13 protein-coding genes and 1 tRNA gene are annotated in these 17676 nt (G+C 61.1%); 6 read left to right on the plus strand and 8 right to left on the minus strand.

The features are described 5' to 3' along the window. Positions 1 to 20: 20 nt before the first annotated feature. The 3 genes from EIH26_RS00370 to EIH26_RS08335 all read right to left on the minus strand — a co-directional run bounded on the left by EIH26_RS00370 (position 21) and on the right by EIH26_RS08335 (position 5480). Positions 21 to 1550, minus strand: a complete 1530-nt coding sequence (locus EIH26_RS00370; RefSeq protein ID WP_241152703.1) for an MATE family efflux transporter — start codon at positions 1548 to 1550, stop codon at positions 21 to 23. 150 nt (positions 1551 to 1700) lie between these two features. Further along, positions 1701 to 5321 (minus strand): transcription-repair coupling factor, encoded by a 3621-nt coding sequence (gene mfd / locus EIH26_RS00375; RefSeq protein ID WP_124060250.1) that lies wholly within the window; start codon positions 5319 to 5321, stop codon positions 1701 to 1703. Positions 5322 to 5382: 61 nt separating this feature from the next. After that, positions 5383 to 5480 (minus strand) — tRNA-Sec (locus EIH26_RS08335). 269 nt (positions 5481 to 5749) lie between these two features. On the opposite strand from EIH26_RS08335, the gene EIH26_RS00380 reads away from it, so the two are divergent. Beyond that, complete coding sequence (locus EIH26_RS00380) at positions 5750 to 6601, plus strand: hypothetical protein (RefSeq protein WP_124060251.1); 852 nt, start codon at positions 5750 to 5752, stop codon at positions 6599 to 6601. A 134-nt stretch (positions 6602 to 6735) separates the two neighbouring features. Here the strand turns inward: EIH26_RS00380 and gdhA are convergent, their stop codons facing one another. The 3 genes from gdhA to yedF form a co-directional block, all read right to left on the minus strand. Next, a complete protein-coding gene (gene gdhA / locus EIH26_RS00385; protein ID WP_124060252.1) occupies positions 6736 to 8067 on the minus strand; it encodes an NADP-specific glutamate dehydrogenase in 1332 nt (443 codons plus the stop codon). A gap of 98 nt (positions 8068 to 8165) precedes the next feature. Next, positions 8166 to 8462, minus strand: a complete 297-nt coding sequence (locus tag EIH26_RS00390; RefSeq protein ID WP_124060253.1) for a DUF3343 domain-containing protein — start codon at positions 8460 to 8462, stop codon at positions 8166 to 8168. Beyond that, positions 8462 to 8815 (minus strand): sulfurtransferase-like selenium metabolism protein YedF, encoded by a 354-nt coding sequence (gene yedF / locus EIH26_RS00395; protein WP_164470929.1) that lies wholly within the window; start codon positions 8813 to 8815, stop codon positions 8462 to 8464. Before yedF ends, EIH26_RS00390 begins: the two co-directional genes overlap by 1 nt. A gap of 177 nt (positions 8816 to 8992) precedes the next feature. On the opposite strand from yedF, the gene selA reads away from it, so the two are divergent. From selA to nth, 5 genes are all read left to right on the plus strand, one after another. After that, entirely contained in the window at positions 8993 to 10486 is a 1494-nt protein-coding gene (selA, locus tag EIH26_RS00400) for an L-seryl-tRNA(Sec) selenium transferase (RefSeq protein WP_241152704.1), read from the plus strand. Between the two features lie 2 nt (positions 10487 to 10488). Further along, entirely contained in the window at positions 10489 to 12411 is a 1923-nt protein-coding gene (gene selB / locus EIH26_RS00405; protein WP_124060255.1) for a selenocysteine-specific translation elongation factor, read from the plus strand. A 241-nt stretch (positions 12412 to 12652) separates the two neighbouring features. Continuing rightward, a complete protein-coding gene (locus tag EIH26_RS00410; RefSeq protein WP_124060256.1) occupies positions 12653 to 14125 on the plus strand; it encodes a flavocytochrome c in 1473 nt (490 codons plus the stop codon). A 188-nt stretch (positions 14126 to 14313) separates the two neighbouring features. Continuing rightward, positions 14314 to 15387: a selenide, water dikinase SelD gene (gene selD / locus EIH26_RS00415; RefSeq protein WP_124060257.1), complete on the plus strand. Its 1074-nt coding sequence runs from the start codon at positions 14314 to 14316 to the stop codon at positions 15385 to 15387. An 85-nt stretch (positions 15388 to 15472) separates the two neighbouring features. Beyond that, on the plus strand, positions 15473 to 16189 hold the full coding sequence (nth, locus tag EIH26_RS00420; RefSeq protein ID WP_124060258.1) for an endonuclease III: 717 nt from the start codon (positions 15473 to 15475) through the stop codon (positions 16187 to 16189). 128 nt (positions 16190 to 16317) lie between these two features. On the opposite strand, the gene ahpC is transcribed toward nth, so the two are convergent. Then, positions 16318 to 16881 (minus strand): alkyl hydroperoxide reductase subunit C, encoded by a 564-nt coding sequence (gene ahpC, locus EIH26_RS00425; protein WP_124060259.1) that lies wholly within the window; start codon positions 16879 to 16881, stop codon positions 16318 to 16320. 162 nt (positions 16882 to 17043) lie between these two features. Further along, positions 17044 to 17634 (minus strand): hydrogenase maturation protease, encoded by a 591-nt coding sequence (locus EIH26_RS00430; RefSeq protein ID WP_124060260.1) that lies wholly within the window; start codon positions 17632 to 17634, stop codon positions 17044 to 17046. Between the last annotated feature and the right edge of the window lie 42 nt (positions 17635 to 17676).

Below are 17676 nucleotides of genomic sequence, written 5' to 3' on the forward strand. Positions count from 1 at the left end.
CAACATGCCCAACTATCTTACTACGGGATCGGACGCAGCTTCATTTCCTTCCCTTTAAGCTTCCTCAACTCGATGCAGATCAAAACACCGGTAAGCACAATCGACAGGGCATCCGCCATCGGCGCGGCAAAGTAAACGGCATCGAGACCGGTGAGCTGCGGAAACGCAATGGGTAGCCACGACGGCAGCAAAAAGAGAAGCGGAATGAGGAACAGTATCTGACGCGACATCGACAAAACGATCGAACGGACGGGCTGACCGGTTGCCTGGAAGTAGTTCGCGCCGATGATCTGGAAACCGACGACGGGAAGCATCAGCAGCTGTACCTTCAGTGCGAAGATGGTGAACTCGCGCAGCGACTCGTCGCTAATGCCAAACGCACTCACGATCTGAACGGGCCAAACATGCACGGATACCCACATGAGCAAAGCGATCGTGGTGGCCCCGAGAATCCCGTAGCCCAGCGTCGCCCGCACGCGGCCGAACAGACGAGCCCCATAGTTGAAGCCCAGAAGCGGCTGGATGGCGATGGCAACCCCGATCAGCGGCAGCACCGTGAACATCGCGATGCGCTGCACAACGCCGATCGACGCCAGGGCAGCGGTCTGCCCGATGGCGCTCTGCGCACCGTACACCACAAGGAGCATGTTCACGATGAACGAGACGACGGCCATTCCCACCTGCACGAGGCTGCTGGGAACACCCAGGGTCAAAATGGAGGGAATGATGGACCCATCGGGCTTGACGGCCCACAACCGCAACTTCAGCGGAGAGTTCTTGGATATCGTGAAGAACCACAGAACCGAAGCGCAGGAAGCCGCCTGCCCCATGACCGTCGCCAAGGCACTGCCGTGCACGCCCCAGCCGAATCGCATGACGAACAGATAGTTGAAGACGATGCAGACGACCGCGCCGAGGATCATAGTGAGCAGGGCTCGGTTGGGCGCTCCGGCCGTGCGGATGAAGTTGTTCAACCCCATGCCCACGATCTGGAAAAGCACGCCGAAACCGAGAATGCGGATGAAGTCGGCCGCGTAGCCGCGCACTTCGTCGGTTGCGCTGGAGATATCGAGAATCGCATCCATCACCGGAGGAATGGAAACTCCAACCGCAATGATCGCCCACAGCACGATGGCCAAAAACATGGTGTTTCCCAGCGAACGCTCTGCATCGACGTGCCTGCCTTCCCCCAAACGCAGGGCGGCCAAAGCGTTACCGCCGTTGCCGATAAGCATGCACAGCGAGAGAAACACGATCATGATGGGCTGGGCAACCGTCGTGGCCGACAAGCCGATCGATCCCATGGCCTGCCCGAGAAACACCGAATCGATGACGTTGTACGCCCCGTTCACCAACATGCCGATGATCGACGGGATGGCGAATTCGATGATGAGCCGCGGAACGGAGTCCGTCCCCATCCGCGTGATGCGATCGTCGGATCGCTCGGAATGCCCGTCTGCGGCGGCGCGAGCCCGATCGGCATCGCCTGCCCCCGAACCCTCGTAAGCCGCGGCGCCTTCGCCCGCCCCAACCGATTCGCTGTCGCCCATGCAACCTCGCATTCATCCCGTCCAAACTTTCAGAATTATACGCGCGTCAAGCAAAAGTGCAAGGGTTGCCCTACATCAGTTTTGGGCGATGCAAACGCCGAGAAGCCAGCGCTCCCAAGCCGAGGGCGCAGACGGGCGAGATGCGGCGGCCTATTGCGGTGAAGCGTCCTCTCCAGCAAGCTTTTCCATGAACTCGAACACCGAATCGAGCAGTTTATCCTGGTCGAAGTACCGCAACGGAAGCCGAAGCTTGCGTTTGTCGGGAACGTAGCGACCTCCCGCGCGGCGAATGCCCAGCATCATATCCCGCGGTATGTCGACCGGATCCAGAACCAGGCGACCCTCGACCACCGACACCAGATCGATCCGGTGCTCGAACGCGAAGGCCTTGATACGCGCTTTCGCAAGCAGGTTGCGCGCCTCGTCGGGCATGTCGGGCCTCTTTTCCGTCAGATCCCCGAACACGTCTTCCACTGCGGAAAGGGTCGAGGCGGACGCGATCCTGCGATACCACAGCACGCGCTCGTCAACATCGGGAATGTAATCTTCGGGAAGGAAGGCGTCGCCCGGAACGTTCACGGTTATGTCGGACAGCGCAGGCGGAAGCACGTCGGCCTTCAAATCGCCCTCGCGCGTGGCGTTCACCGCAGTAGCCAGCATCTGGGCGAACAGATCGAAGCCAACCGCCGACATATTACCGCTCTGCTCGGCTCCCAACATGCTGCCGGCGCCGCGAATCTCCAGGTCGCGCATGGCGATGCGCATACCGCTGCCCAGCTCTTGGTGTTCGTTCAGCGCCGTCAGGCGCGCGAGCGCCTCTTCGGTCAAAGGCACGTTGTCGGGGAACATAAACAGCGCATACGCCTGCGCAGACGAGCGCCCCACGCGACCTTTGAGCTGGTACATCTGAGCCAGGCCGAGACGCTGGGCGTCCTCGATGATCAGGGTATTCGTGTGGGGGTTGTCGATTCCGCTCTCGATGATGGTCGTGGCGACCAGCACGTCGAGACGTCCCGCCGAGAACTCCTCCATCACGCGCTCGAGAGCATCCTTGTCCATCTGCCCGTGCGCAACGCCGATGCGCGCCTCACCGGCCGCGGATTGAACGCGGGCAACCGCCTCGTCGATAGAGCGCACGCGGTTTGAAACATAATATACCTGGCCTTTTCGGTCCAGCTCGCGCGCGATCGCCGCCGCCACCAAGTCGGGATCCCATTCTCCCACGTGAACCGATACCGGGCGACGTTCGTCGGGCGGTGTGAGGATCAGGCTCATGTCGCGCACCCCGGAAAGGGACATCTGCATGGTGCGCGGAATCGGCGTTGCCGACAACGTCATCACGTCGATGTACTCGCGCAAATTCTTCATCTGCTCTTTATGCCCGACCCCGAAACGCTGCTCCTCGTCTATGATAACGAGCCCCAGATCATGAGGGTTCACATCGCGCGACAGCAGACGATGCGTTCCCACCATCACGCCGACGGTTCCCTTGGAGAACCCCTCGAGCGCTTTTTTCTGCTGAGCCAGCGTGCGAAAACGAGATAGAACCTCCACCGTCACGCCGAAAGGCTCGAATCGCTCTTTGAAATTGGTGAAGTGCTGCTGCGCGAGAATGGTAGTCGGGCACAGCACCATGACCTGCTTGCCGTCCTGCGTCGCCTTGAAAGCCGCCCGAAGCGCGACCTCGGTTTTGCCGAACCCCACATCCCCGCACACCAGGCGGTCCATCGGGCGCGCACTTTGCATATCGGCCTTCACGTCCGCGATAGCGGCAAGCTGATCGGGCGTTTCCTGATATGGAAACGCCTCTTCCATCTCGCGCTGCCAAGGAGTATCGGGGCCGAACCTGAAACCCTGCACTGCGGCGCGCCGGGCGTACACATCGACCAGATCGAATGCGAGCTTCTTGGTCGCTTTGCGGGCCCGGTTCAGAGCACGCGCCCAATCGCTTGTATTCAACCTGGTCAAACGAGGATCGGATCCTTCAGGTCCAACATAGCGCGTCACACGGTCGAGCTGTTCTACCGGAACGAACAGGCGGTCTCCCTCCGCATAGTCGATATGCAGGTAATCACGCGCGGTTCCCCCCACTTCCTGCCGAACGAGGCCAACGAAGTGCCCGATCCCGTGCGCTGCGTGAACGACGTAGTCGCCGGGCTTGTACGGAAACGTGATCTCGGTGACGTCAACGCGACGCGTCGGGCGGCGCGACGAGGCGCCCTGCGTATCCGAGATGCTGATCATGGCAAGCTTTGCCTTGGGGATGATCATGCCCAGCGGGATATCGACATCCACCACGTTCACCACGCCGCGGCGCAGGCGGCGACGACGCAATCCCTCGATCTCGTTCTCGTCGGAAACGCAGGCTCTGGATTCGCGCGACAGAGCCGTTTCCCTGCATGACGCGGGCGCGGCGGACGGCTTTTCCTCCCCCGTGAAGTCGGATCGGGCCCCTCCGAAGTCGGTCGCCGCTTCGGCGGGCGAACCCGGCTCGTCCTCCAGAACGTCAAGGCGCTCTTGTATGGGAAGGCCGTTCTCCACGAACGCAAGCTTCATATCCTGACGCGCGCGGAAATCGGGTGCCGAGAAGACCACGGTGTAGTTGTCGTCCACCAACTGCCGCAATCGCCCGAACAACCTGTCGGGATGCCCCGCGACCTCGACCCGCTTCACCGGAAGATCGTCGTCTATCGATGCGCCGACGCGCATGAGGGAAAGATAAGTCGCACGCTGGCCGCCGCCGAAATCGAGCTCTCCCGGTTCGGCGAAAAGCCCCTCGAGGGCCACCCCGCTTCCCTTCGCCTTTCCGGCGATCTCGTCGATCGCATGCTGGGCGTCGTCGAACAGCGATCGGGGCTCGACAAGCGAGGTGAGCACGCCTTCTTTGGCATACGAACCCAGCGTGACGGTCGTATCGTACAAATAGGTCAGCAGCGCATCGGCCCCGTCGAATCCGAGGCCCCCCTCGAGCTGTGCGAGCAATCCGCGCAGATGAGGGTTGGTTCTCGCAGGACGCTTCAGCTCGTTGATCGCCCGCTTGCGCTGCTGCTCGGAACATGAGAACTCGCGCACCGGATAGATATCCACCGCAGGCAGCATCGAGATGGTCTGACCGGTGGTTGGAACGATGCGACGAATCTCATCCAGCTCGTCGCCGAAAAAATCGAGACGCACGGGATACGCCAGATTGCCGGGATACACATCGATCACGCCTCCGCGCACGCAGAAGGTTCCCGGTCCATCGAGTTCGCCGGTGTTGGCGAAACCGCGATCCTCGAGAGCGCGCGCAACATCGTCGAACTCGCTCAGCCCGCAACCCATGTCGACCAACTCGGTTGAAGCCGAGAAGGCAAGCGGATGGCACGCATCGGAGTCCGCCGGAGCCAACATGCGCACCAGAGCTCGCGCCGAAGCCACCACGATGGCCTTCCGTTCGCTTTTCAGCGCATGAGCGGCCTCCATGCGCCGAGCAACGATACGCGCGTCGGGCTTTTTGGGAGAAAAGGGATAGTCCGCCCGCTCGGGGAAACGCAGGACGCGCTCGTCACCCACGTAAGCCGCGACGCTGCGGGCAAACGCCGCTGCGGCGTCTTCGCCGGCAACGAGAACCAGCGTGGTCTGCGGGGCGTGCATGAAACGGGATGCGACTGCAAACGGGCGGGCAGATGACGCGATGCCCAGCGCCGCATCGTCCCCCGAATCGAGCTTACCCCAGAATTTTCCCAGGCAGTCGGATCGTTCGAGCGTATAGACAAGCGAATCGATGAGCACGGCCCGCGTCCCCTCCCATGCAAAAAAGCCCGCAGCAGATAACTGCGGGCGATGGAATCTATGGCGGAGATGCGTGCGAATCGAACACACCCGAGACGTTCTGCGCGCCTCACGACGGCTTTGAAGGCCGCGGGCTCCACCAGGAGGCCGTCCATCTCCACGAGGAATGATACCATTGCCGACCCGTCGTTTTCCAAAGAGCTGCTGATGATTACGAATGAACCGAAGGACGGCAAAGGCCCTGTGCGCCGGCGACGGGCGAGCTCGACTCAACGAAGGCGACGCCCCGGAGGGAAGGGGCCGAAACGCGCGGAATCAAAAGCTATTCCATGCTTTGCGTTGCGAAAACAACGGAAAGGATTTCGGGCGTCCGTTAGATTGAGAAAACCGTCATCCGTCCCTCGCCGCCTCGATCCCAAGGAGAACGCATGCTCAGCTTCCTTCCCGGGTTCATCCCCGACATCGTTCAGGCCGCACCGTTCGCACTCGCGTTCATCGTCTGCTGCATCGATCCGCTCCGGCGCCATCCCGCCCCGTTCTACCTCGCATTCGGCATCATGGTCGCCCTTCAAACCGCACCCGATTTCGGCTCGTTCGTATTCGGAGGCCGCCCACCCGCCGCGCTTCAGTCCTACGCAGCCGCATTCGAATCGCTGAAAACATCGGTTCCCCTGGTGGGCGATGCGTTCGATCTCACTACTGGAGCCTGCACAGGCGTATGGTTCTACCTTGTGGTCATGTTTATCGGGGTACTTCCCAAAACCCCTTTGGTGAAGCGCCTTTACACGGTGCGCTCGGAACTTTCCATACTCGGCGGGATCATCGTGTTCGGACACGTCCTGCGCGTGATCTTCTTCCCGCTGTACTTCCTGGTTCCCCAGTTCCGCGCGGTTTGGGGAACGCCGGGCGTGTACTTCATGGCACTTGCGGGGGCCGTCGTGGCGATTCCGCTCCTGATCTGCTTTCTCATTCCCTGGATAACCTCGTTCGGATCCATCCGCACCAGCATGGGCGCCCGAACGTGGAAACGCTTCCAGAAGCTCGCCTACCCCTTCATGATCCTCATGATCCTTCAGGGGCTGTTCTTCGGATTGGGCCACGGCTTCTACGACCTCAATGGAGCGAGCATGGGAATGATGTCGATGAGAGGCACCGCCGACACAGCTACCGAAACCGTGCAGCACTTCTCTCAGGCCGCGGTCTATGCGCTGCTGCTGATCGCCTATGTGGTTCTACTGGCGAAGCGCGCGATCAAGCGCAAACGGAGGCGGAGCGCCTAGAAGGGGGCCAGCAGAAAAAGACCCCCTTCGCCGCCGGCCGCACCTCGAATCCCAAGCTTTTCGCGCATGGCATTCAAGAGCGGCCGGCCGCTATCGGGAGGCCCTGGGTCAGACGGAGCTGCTTCGAACCGAGACTAGCAGACGCCCTGGGCGATCATGGCATCGGCAACCTTCTTGAAGCCGGCGATGTTGGCGCCCGCAACGTAGTTGCCCTCGAGGCCGTATTCGCGCGCAGCGTCATCGCACTGGTGGAAGATGCCGACCATGATGCCCTTGAGCTTCGCATCGACCTCTTCGAAGGTCCAGCTAAGACGCTGGGAGTTCTGGGACATCTCGAGCGCGGAGGTGGCAACTCCGCCGGCGTTGGCGGCCTTCCCGGGGAAGAAGGCCACGCCGGCCTTCTGAAGCGCCGCGGTCGCGTCAAGCGTGGTGGGCATGTTGGCTCCCTCGCCGACGGCCTTGCACCCGTTTGCGATAAGCTGGCGAGCGTCTTCCAAATGGAGCTCGTTTTGCGTCGCGCAGGGAAGCGCGATATCGCAGGGAACGGACCAGACGCCGCGACCCTCGTGATACACGGCGTTGGGACGATAGTTCACGTAGTCGCTGATGCGACCGCGCTTGACTTCCTTGATGTCTTGAACCGCAGCCACATCGATGCCTTCGGGATCGTGCACCCAGCCAGTGGAGTCGGAAACGGTGAGAACCGTCGCACCAAGCTGCTGAGCTTTCTGAGCTGCGTAGATGGCAACGTTGCCCGCACCGGAAACAACAACCTTCTTGCCTTCGAGGCTGTCGCCGCTCACGCGCAGCCATTCCTCCACGAAGTACACCAGACCGTAGCCGGTCGCCTCGGTACGGGCCAGAGAGCCGCCGTACGTCAGCCCCTTGCCGGTCAGGACACCTTCATGCACATCGCGAATGCGCTTGTACTGACCGAAGAGAAAGCCGATCTCGCGACCGCCCACGCCGATATCGCCGGCGGGAACATCGGTGTCGGCCCCGATATGGCGGGAGAGCTCGGTCATGAAGCTCTGGCAAAACGCCATCACCTCGTTATCGGACTTGCCCTTGGGATCGAAGTCGGAGCCTCCCTTGCCTCCGCCGATGGGAAGCGTGGTCAGAGCGTTCTTGAAGATCTGCTCGAAACCCAGGAACTTGATGATGCCCTGATTGACGGTGGGATGAAAGCGCAGACCGCCCTTGTAGGGACCGATGGCGCTATTGAACTGCACGCGGAAACCGCGGTTCACCTGAACCTTGCCCTCGTCGTCAACCCAGGGAACGCGGAACTGGATGATGCGCTCGGGCTCGACGATGCGCTCGAGCAGGGCCGCTTTCCGATACCTCTCGTCGGACTCGACCACAACGCGCAAAGAGTCGAGGACCTCGGTAACCGCCTGGATGAATTCGGGCTGATCGGCGTTTTTCACTTTGACGTCGGCGATAATATCGTCTACGTAGGACATGTGATACTCCTTTTTCGCTATCGACACTCGATGCGTCCCGGAACGGCGGCGCCTCGTCTAACGCAGACGATTCTAGAAGACCGAAAACGACGGGTTTGTTACCAGCCGATTAAACCGCCGCCGAGGGGCGCAAACCGACCTTCCCGGGCGTTGCCGATACGCTCATACAAGCCAGCAACCTGGTAAAACTCATCAAGCAACGCAAGAGTTTCAAGCGCGTTAATTCGCGCCGGAGCTTCAAAGGACAGCGACATCCCGCACCCTGCGCTTATCTCGGCCGGAGTCGAAACAACCGAGAACCGCACTGGTTTCGCGCCGTTGGGCGGCTTTCTCAAAACCCCCTGCGCGGCAATGGCCGCATGAGTGGAATCGAACACGATGATGAAAGACGCCATCAGAGCGCGATGACCTTCGATGCTGCGCGCATGCGTCCCATGATCGTCGCCATGTTGCTGACTTCGCCCACCCTAAGCGCGTCTTTCACGCCGTAAAAATCAAGGCAGGTGCCGCACGACAGCACTTCGGTGCCCTCCTCGGCCATGCGCCCGAGACTTGCGGGAACGTCGTCGTTTTCGGGATCGGACAGCGCCCTCACCCCCGAATTCATAACGAGCACCGCCGCGGGCAGCTCATCGGCCTCGGCAAACGCATTCAGCGCCATTTTCAGAAGGTTCGCACCCAAAACGGGATCTCCCTCGCCGACGCGATCCTTTCCCACGAACAGCACGTAGTCTCCGACCGTTGCCATATCCATCCTCCGTCCCAACGATGCCGATCGAAACCTTCCGTCTCGATTCTAGCACCGGCGCTGACGCAGATGGGGCCGTCGGTCGATATTGATGGAACGCGGCAAGGCCTCTCGTATGTCGCCGGTGGAAATCCACCGCATTCTCGTTGGAAAACCGCCTGAAATGAAAGGTATACTTTGACCGCGAACGATTCCGAGCAGAAAGCCCGAACGCACATGCCCACTCCCGAACAGCAACAGCTTCTCAGAAAACTGCCGCAGGTAGAAGAGGCGCTGCATCATCCCGCTATTGAGGCTCTTCTCAACATTTTCCCACGCGGAATCGTCGTCGACCAAACGCGCGAAGGCATCGGCGACGTGAGGAAGCAGATCCTGTCGGGCCTTGAGGCCGAGGTCGAGCTCGACGCCGTCGCCACCGTCATCCTCAAGCGCTTCGTCAGGCTGGAAAAACCCTCCCTGCGCCGCGTCGTCAACGCATCGGGCGTGATCGTCCACACCAATCTGGGGCGCAGCCCCCTCGCCGATACCGCCGTCGCAGCCGTAAACGACGTCGCTCGGGGCTACTCAACCCTCGAGTACAACGTGCGAGACATGAAGCGGGGCAGCCGCCACGATCATTACGAGTCCCTGATCTGCGCAATCACCGGCGCCGAAGCAGCCATCGCCGTAAACAACAACGCCGCTGCGGTGATGATGGTGCTGCGGGAGTTCGCATACGGCCATGAAACGGTCATTTCGCGCGGCGAACTGGTGGAAATCGGGGGAAGCTTCCGCGTGCCCGACATCATGGAAACTTCGGGGGCGATCATGGTCGAGGTGGGAACCACCAACAAAACCCATCCCTTCGACTACGAGCGGGCCATCGGCGACAACACCGCCATGCTGTTGAAGGTGCATCCGTCGAACTACCGCCTGACCGGGTTCGTGGAGGACGTGCCCGTAAAAGAGCTGCGAGCGCTTGCCGACGCCGCGAACGCGCATCGCAGCGACGCAGCGCCCGATGTGCTGGTCTACGAGGACCTCGGCTCGGGTGCGCTGGTCGATATCCAAGCTGCCGCCTTGCGCGAAACCACGGTAAGCGAAGCCATCGCCGAAGGCGCCGATCTCGTCTCCTTCTCGTGCGACAAGCTGCTCGGCGGCCCTCAGGCAGGCATCGTCGTCGGCACCGCCCAGGCAATCGACCGTCTGAAGAAAAACCCGCTCGCGCGCGTGCTGCGCCTGGACAAGCTCACCATCGCCGCGCTCGAGGCGACGCTGCGCCTGTATCTCGACGAAAACGACGCCCGCAAGCGCATCCCCACCCTCTCCATGCTCTCGGCCAGCCCCGAAGATGTATCGGTGCGCGCGCACGTGCTTGCCGACGCCCTAAGAGCCAAGCTTTCCCCCGACGACGCGACGACGTCTGTAGAGTCCGAGGTGTCTCGAGCCGGAGGCGGAGCCTTGCCGATGTGCGACATTCCCACCACCGTCGTCTCCCTCGACTTCGCCCGTTCAAGCGCGCTGGACTGCGAACGCTACCTCGTGTCCGAACACGAACCTCCCGTCGTCGCCCGCATCAAAAACGAGCGCCTGCTGTTCGATGCCCGCACGCTGCTCTCCGATGACGAAGCGCTCGAGGTCGCCCAGGGCGTCGCGTCCTATTTCTCACGACTCGACGAAAAGGAGCGATAGCCATGGCCCCGACCCGCAAAGTGCTCGGAACCGCTGGGCATATCGACCACGGCAAGTCCTCCCTCATTCAAGCGCTCACCGGAACCGATCCCGACCGCCTGGCCGAAGAGAAGAAGCGCGGAATCACCATCGAACTCGGCTTCGCACAGCTGCAGCTTCCCGACGGAAGATCAATGGGCGTTGTGGACGTGCCCGGCCATGAACGGTTCGTTCGGCAGATGATCTCGGGTTCCACCGGTATCGACCTGGCGCTGCTGTGCATCGCCGCCGACGACGGCATCATGCCGCAAACCCGCGAGCATATCGCCGTCCTCGAACTGCTGGCCGTCCCCGCCTGCGTGGTGGCCCTCACCAAAAGCGATCGGGTCGATGAGGAGTGGATCGACATGGTCTCATCCGAAATCGAGGACTACCTTGCCGACACCCCGTTCGCCGCAGCGCCGATCGTTCCCACCTCGGCACGCACGGGCCAAGGACTCGATAGGCTGAAAAGCATCCTGGCCGAGGAGGCGAATAAGGCGGACTCCGTTCGCAAAAGCCCGTACGCCCGCATGCCCGTCGATCGCGTGTTCACCATCAAAGGGGCGGGAACGGTAGTTACGGGAACGTTGTGGAGCGGTACGGTAAAGGTAGACGACGAGTTGCAGGTGCTGCCCTCGAAAGCCATCTCGCGCGTCCGGACGATCCAGCATCACGACCAGGCGGCGGACGAGGCTTGCGCGGGCGAGCGGACCGCTTTGAACCTCAGCTCGTTTACCGTGGACGACGTGCGTCCGGGAGACTTTCTCGTCACGCCCCGCTCAATCGAGCCCACCGATCGCTTCGACACCCGATTCACCTACCTGTGCCCTTTGAGAGAGGGAAGGCCCCTGGCTACCGGGACGCGCATCCGCATCGCGCACGGAACCAGGGAAGCATTCGGGCGTCTCCTGCTTGCTGACGGGCTCCAGCAGATCAAGCCGAACGAAACGGCCTACGCCCAGATTCGACTTGAAGAAGAGCTTCCGCTTTCTGCAGGGGATCGCTACATCGCGCGCTCCTACTCGCCCGTCGCCGTCATCGGAGGGGGCGTAGCCCTTACCTGCCATCCTAGAAGACGCACGAACCTCTCCGAGCGCGACCGCGCGTTGCTGGAGGCGCTGGCAGCGGAAAACTACGAGGAGGCGGCGTCGCTGGCCGCCCTTTCCCAGCCCCTTCCCTTCTCACTCGCAGATATCGTGCGCGCTTCCAGCGTGTCCGAGCCGACAACGAAGGCGGTTCTGGGCAAACTGGTCGATAACGGGGCCATTGAAGAGCTTGGATCGGGAAGCCAGAAGTTCTTCGCCACCAAAGCCGCCGTCCAGAAAACCTTGGGTGCGATCGAAAACGCGCTGCTTGCCTTCCACACGCAAAACCCCACCGAACCGGGAGTGCACAAAAACGACCTGTTCTTACGGTGCGGCCTCTCGATGAACCAGGCGGCTTTCGACGCTCTGCTGAGCGTTGCCGCAAAAAACGGGAAAATAGTCGTGGGCGCAGGCGCTGTGAGCCACCCTAAGGCGGGGGCCGGCGCCAAAGCGGCCGAATCGAAAGCGGCCGAATCGATCCACGCCGTATTGAAGGCGGGCGGCTTCGCCCCTCCCGCCATCCCCGCCCTGTTCGAACAGTCCAGCGTGAAAGATCAGAGCCTTGCCTATCGTGCGCTTGGAACGTTGGAGAAGCGAGGGGACATCGTACGCGTGGGCAGGGAGCTGGCATTCGACAGGGAAGCGTTCGACCAGCTGACCTCCCTGACGCGAGCCTACCTTAGCGAGTGCGGATCGGCGACGGTGGCCGACCTGAAGGATCATCTGGGAGTCTCTCGCAAGTACGCGGTACCGCTGCTGGAGGAATTCGATACCCGGGGCATCACGAAGCGCGTCGGAGATGCGCGAACGCTGGGATAGCATACATTTTTTTCTCTAATGCATTATCCGTGGGAAATGAACCGGAATTCAGTTCGTTTCCCATGGATATATAATTTCTCTTATCCTTCGCTCATTTCTGAATAAATATTAAATAGTAATGATATTTTATTCAAACTATCCCTTGTATTCTGCCGTTGCAAAAAAATTTACACAGGCCTACTTTGTTGAGCGCAGACAATCCGCCGAAGAGGCGGAGGGACACAAAGGGAAGGAGACGGATATGGAAGAAGGTCTGAAGGTTCCCGCGAACCTGACGCGCCGCACGTTCGTTTGCGGCATGGGCGCCGTTACCATCATGGGGGGATTGAGCCTCGCCGGGTGCAGCCCGTCGAAAACGAAATCGTCTGACAAGGGCGACGCATACGACATCGTCATCATCGGTTCGGGCGGCGCGGGGCTATCGGCGGCCATCGCCGCTTTCGACAAGGGCGCAAGCAAGATCGTTGTCCTTGAGAAGATGCCCTCCACGGGAGGAAACACGAATTTCTCATCAAGCGGCATGAATGCATCCGAGACCAAGTTCCAAAAGGAACAGGGCATCGACGACAGCAACGCCCTGTTCGCCGAAGAAACCCTCACCGGAGGACACGACACCGGCGACGCCGAGCTGGTCTCGTTCATGTGCAACGGCTCCGCAGGCGCCATCGATTGGTTGGACGGCCTTGGAATCACGCTTAACAACATCACCTTGACCGGAGGAATGTCGGTAAAGCGCTGCCATCGCCCCACCGACGGCTCCGCGGTCGGGAAAACCCTCATCGCCGGCCTCGTCGAAGCCGTGAAAGAGCGCAAGATCGAGGTGCGCACGAACTGCGACGCAAAAGAGCTGGTCGTCGATGGAGGCACCGTCACCGGAGTGAAAGTCGAGGAAAAAGGCAAGCAGTCGACCCTCTCGGCGAAAGCCGTCATCATGGCAACGGGCGGTCTGGGCGCGAATCAGGAGATGGTAACCAAGTACCGTCCCGATCTGAAGGGATACGTCACCACCAACCAGGCCGGAGCCACCGGCGACGGCTATGCGATGTCCGAGGCCGCGGGAGCCGAACTGGTGCAGATGGACCAGATCCAGATCCATCCCACCGTCGAGCAGGAAAGCTCCCAGCTCATCGCCGAAGGCATTCGCGGCGGCGGCGCTATCCTGGTGAATGCGGAGGGAAAGCGCTTCATCGACGAGATGAAGACCCGCGACAAAGTATCCGCAGCCGAACTGGAGCAACCGGGCGGATTCGCCTGGGAGGTTTTCGACCAGACGGTGTACGACTCGAACAAGGCGGTTGCCAACTACGACAAGGCTGGTCTGGTGAAAAAAGGCGACGACCTGGCCGCGCTTGCCAGCACGATCGGGGTCGATGCCGCTGCGCTGAAGGCGACGGTAGATGAGTACAACGCCGTAACCACATCCGGAGCAGCAGACCAGATGGGCCGCACCAAGGGCTGCATCGCGTTTTCCGACGGAGCCATGTACGCCATCAAAGTGGCCCCCGGCATCCATCATGAGATGGGCGGCGTCAGGATCAACACCAAAAACGAGGCGCTTTCCGCAGACGGAAAGACCATCCCCGGACTCTACGCCGCAGGCGAGGTCACAGGCGGAATCCACGGCAACAACCGCATCGGCGGCAACGCCGTGTGCGACATCATCGTGTTCGGCAAGAACGTCGGCGAGGTCGTGGCAGACACCCTTTCTAAATAAGGATCGCGCGTGCCGCGCGTCTGTTGACCGGCGCGTTAGAGAAGCCGCCCGCACCATCGCTGCGGGCGGCTTCTCGTTGCTGCTCCTCTTAACCGAATGTCCGAAATCACAACCCTCCGGCTTCGATCGACCCCTCTTTGCAGCAGGGGTATATACTGGTCTGGTTCACGCAGATGTACGGGGGTCCGATGAGCGAAGCCGAGAGAATCAAGATGACCCGACTCACCTCCAAGGGAGGTTGAGCGGCGAAATGGGGTCCGGGAGACCTCTCCGAAATCTTGAAGCCGCTGATGCCGGCCGCCAACCAAGATCTGATGCTGGGGTTTGAAACCAGCGACGACGCGGCTGTCTACAAGCTGAACGACACGCAGGCCGCAATTCTCACGGTAGATTTCCTCACGCCCATCGCCGATGATCCGTACGAATTCGGCCGCATCGCTGCGGCCAACGCACTGTCCGACGTGTTCGCCATGGGAGCGAAGCCCCTGTGCGCCCTGAACATCCTCGCACTCAGCGTCAAACTGGGTACCGAGGTGGCGGGCGAGATCATGCGCGGCGGCAGCGACGCGGTTCGCGAAGCGGGAGCTTTCCTCGTGGGTGGCCACTCGATCGACGACAGCGAGCCGAAATACGGGCTGGCCGTGTTCGGAATAGTCCACCCCGAACAGGTCGTGCGCAACGCAGGCGCGCGCCCGGGAGACAAGCTCTACCTCACCAAGCCGCTGGGAACGGGAATTCTCAGCCAGGCGCACAAGAACGGTGCGATATCCGAAGAGCTGTTCCAGGTGGCCATCGACTCGATGATGGAGCTCAATGCCGCAGGGGGACAAGCTATGGCGGCCGCCGGCGCACATGCCGCCACCGACGTGACCGGATTCGCTTTGGCCGGGCATCTGCACGAGATGCTTGCAGCCAGCGGCGTTGGCGTAAGCCTCGACTGGAAGCACATGCCCCTGTTCGAAGGTGCCTGGAAGCTGTGCTGCGAGCACGTGCGCCCGGGCCGCACGAAATCGGTCGCGGCGTTTTGCCGGCCCTTCGTCGAGCAGGGCGGGCTCTCAGACGAAGAATTCGACAACCGCATGGCCGTTATCTGCGACCCCCAGACATCGGGCGGACTTTTGGTTGCCATCGCACCCGAAAACGCCCGCGGCTTCGAGGACGCCTTTAAACGAGAGGCGGGACGGATGTGCGCTTGCATCGGAACTATCGTCGAAGACCCCGGATGCCGTATCCGCTTCTCCGACGCTCAGACCCTGCGCTAGAAGCACCCGAAGCCGCCGCGCCCTGAAGGCAGCCGTTCCGATGGAACCGTCCGAGCGACGCCCTCGCCAAGCCGAAAGGAATCCCATGCCCCGCGAATCGATCGCCTCGAAACGAACCCGCGCCATCGAAGTGGCGAACCGAATGGAGCAGCACTACCCCGCAGCCGAATGCGCGCTTGCCTACTGGGGCGACCCGTTCAAACTGACCGTAGCCGTGCTGTTGTCGGCTCAGACCACCGATGCTTCGGTCAACAAGGTGACACCCGCGCTGTGGGAACGCTTTCCCACCGTCGCCGACTTGGCCTCAGCCGATCTGAGCGAAGTCGAAGGCATCTTACGATCCATCGGCCTATACCGCAGCAAGGCCAAAAACTGCATCGGATGCGCGCAGATGGTGCTGTCCGAATACGGCGGAGAAGTTCCCCGCACCATGGACGATCTCGTCCGCCTTCCCGGTGTAGGGCGGAAAACCGCCAACATCGTGCTGAACGAGGCATTCGATATCGTAGAGGGCATCGCGGTGGACACGCATGTGCACCGCATCGCGCAACTGCTGAAGTTCAGCAACCAGTCCGAGGCCCTGAAATGCGAGCAGGATCTGCTGAAGCTGTACCCGAAAGAGTACTGGAAGCCCGTCAATCACCAGTGGATCCTGTTCGGTCGAGAGGTCTGCATAGCCCGACGCCCCAAATGCGATCGATGCTTTCTATCCGACCTGTGCCCAAGCGCAGGCAAAACGACGGTGACGAGAAAACCCGGGGCGAAATCCGAAACCCGGAAGAAAGCTTCATCCAGATCCTGAAGAAGCCAAGAAGATCGCGCGCGAGCTTGAAGATTAGCCGCCTGCGAACACCCCGGCAACGAACAAGGGTCCGCCTCGGAGCAATGCCGAGACGGACCCTTTCAGACAGCGTGCGCGATGAAAACGAGTTACAGCTTGCCGACCAGATCGATGCCCGGATGCAGGGTGCTCGCACCCGGAACCCACTTGGCAGGACACACCTCGTCGCCGTGCTTGGCGACGAACTGGCAGGCCTGAACCTTGCGCAAAAGCTCGACGGCATTGCGGCCGATAGCACCCTGGTTCACTTCGTAAGCGACGATACGGCCCTCCGGGTTCACGATGAAGGTACCGCGCTCGGCGATGCCCTGGTCCTCGATCAGCACCTCGAACATGCGAGAAAGCGCATGGGTGGGATCGGCCAGCATGGGATAGCGCAGCGAACCGATGTTCTCGGAAGCATCGTGCCACGCCTTGTGGACGAAGTGGGTATCGGTGGAAACCGAATAGATCTCGCAGCCGGCCTTCTGGAACTCATCGTACAAGCCGTTAAGGTCCTCAAGCTCGGTCGGGCACACGAAGGTGAAATCCGCCGGATAGAAGAAGAACACGCTCCACTTTCCCGCAACATCGGAACGGGTGACGGTGGTAAACGAGTCGTTGTGGAACGCCTGGACCGAGAAGTCCTCGATCTCCTTATTGATAAGCGACATAGAACGCTTCCTTTCGCCTCACGCGATCCGGCACATGCCGAACCGCTCCTTGAACTTCCGTTATTTTAACTGCATACAATTCAATTGCCTATAGTAAATTAACTATAGTTTACAAGGCGTAACGGAACGGCGAACGTCGCGCATCGAAACAGACGCTCGAAGCTATGCGCCCTCCCAGTATCCGTCGGGCAACGGGCCGACAACGGGCTTCCCCGTTCCACGTTCTATAAAAGGAACGCCCAATCCCGCCAGCTCGGCCGAAAGCGCCTCGAACAGACGGGGAAGCGCCGCTTGCACCTCCGGGGTCAAACCGATAGCCATGCTGGAGGGAGATCGGTTTTCCACCTGCACGCCGAAACATACCCCCTGCGCCCGGTACCCCAAAAGAGCCGCGGTGTCGAACAGGTCGGCCAGACGCAGATCATGAAGGGACGAGAGCGCCTTCTGGGTGCGCGCAAGGTCGTCGGGAGTATATCGGAAAATCGTGCCCGGAACCCCGTCGGCTGAATCGACCGCATCGATGGTGATCAGAACGTCGCATGCATCAACATACGACAGCATATCGAGGCTCATGCAGCCCACGTCGTACAACCGAACCGACGGCGCGGCATCGAAGCGCTCCGCAATCATCTCGTAGAGGATCGCCGCGGCCCCGTCATCGAGCATCAGCTTGTTCCCCACGAAAAACACCGCCACCCGAGGCGGCGAGGCGACCGGGACGCCGCCTTCCGCGAGTCCCGATGATTCGCCCATCGCCTGCTGCGATAAAGACCCCGCTGTTGCCCTGCGTTCGAT

This window comes from Gordonibacter sp. Marseille-P4307 (assembly GCF_900604965.1).
Taxonomy (GTDB): Bacteria; Actinomycetota; Coriobacteriia; order Coriobacteriales; family Eggerthellaceae; genus Berryella.

What these genes read in the sequence shown, in the direction of transcription:
- EIH26_RS00370 (WP_241152703.1), bottom strand. Translation starts at nt 1,550, where the DNA reads ATGGGCGACAGCGAATCGGTTGGGGCGGGCGAAGGCGCCGCGGCTTAC.
- EIH26_RS00380 (WP_124060251.1), top strand. Translation starts at nt 5,750, where the DNA reads ATGCTCAGCTTCCTTCCCGGGTTCATCCCCGACATCGTTCAGGCCGCA.
- gdhA (WP_124060252.1), bottom strand. Translation starts at nt 8,067, where the DNA reads ATGTCCTACGTAGACGATATTATCGCCGACGTCAAAGTGAAAAACGCC.
- EIH26_RS00390 (WP_124060253.1), bottom strand. Translation starts at nt 8,462, where the DNA reads ATGGCGTCTTTCATCATCGTGTTCGATTCCACTCATGCGGCCATTGCC.
- yedF (WP_164470929.1), bottom strand. Translation starts at nt 8,815, where the DNA reads ATGGCAACGGTCGGAGACTACGTGCTGTTCGTGGGAAAGGATCGCGTC.
- selB (WP_124060255.1), top strand. Translation starts at nt 10,489, where the DNA reads ATGGCCCCGACCCGCAAAGTGCTCGGAACCGCTGGGCATATCGACCAC.
- EIH26_RS00410 (WP_124060256.1), top strand. Translation starts at nt 12,653, where the DNA reads ATGGAAGAAGGTCTGAAGGTTCCCGCGAACCTGACGCGCCGCACGTTC.
- nth (WP_124060258.1), top strand. Translation starts at nt 15,473, where the DNA reads ATGCCCCGCGAATCGATCGCCTCGAAACGAACCCGCGCCATCGAAGTG.
- ahpC (WP_124060259.1), bottom strand. Translation starts at nt 16,881, where the DNA reads ATGTCGCTTATCAATAAGGAGATCGAGGACTTCTCGGTCCAGGCGTTC.
- EIH26_RS00430 (WP_124060260.1), bottom strand. Translation starts at nt 17,634, where the DNA reads ATGGGCGAATCATCGGGACTCGCGGAAGGCGGCGTCCCGGTCGCCTCG.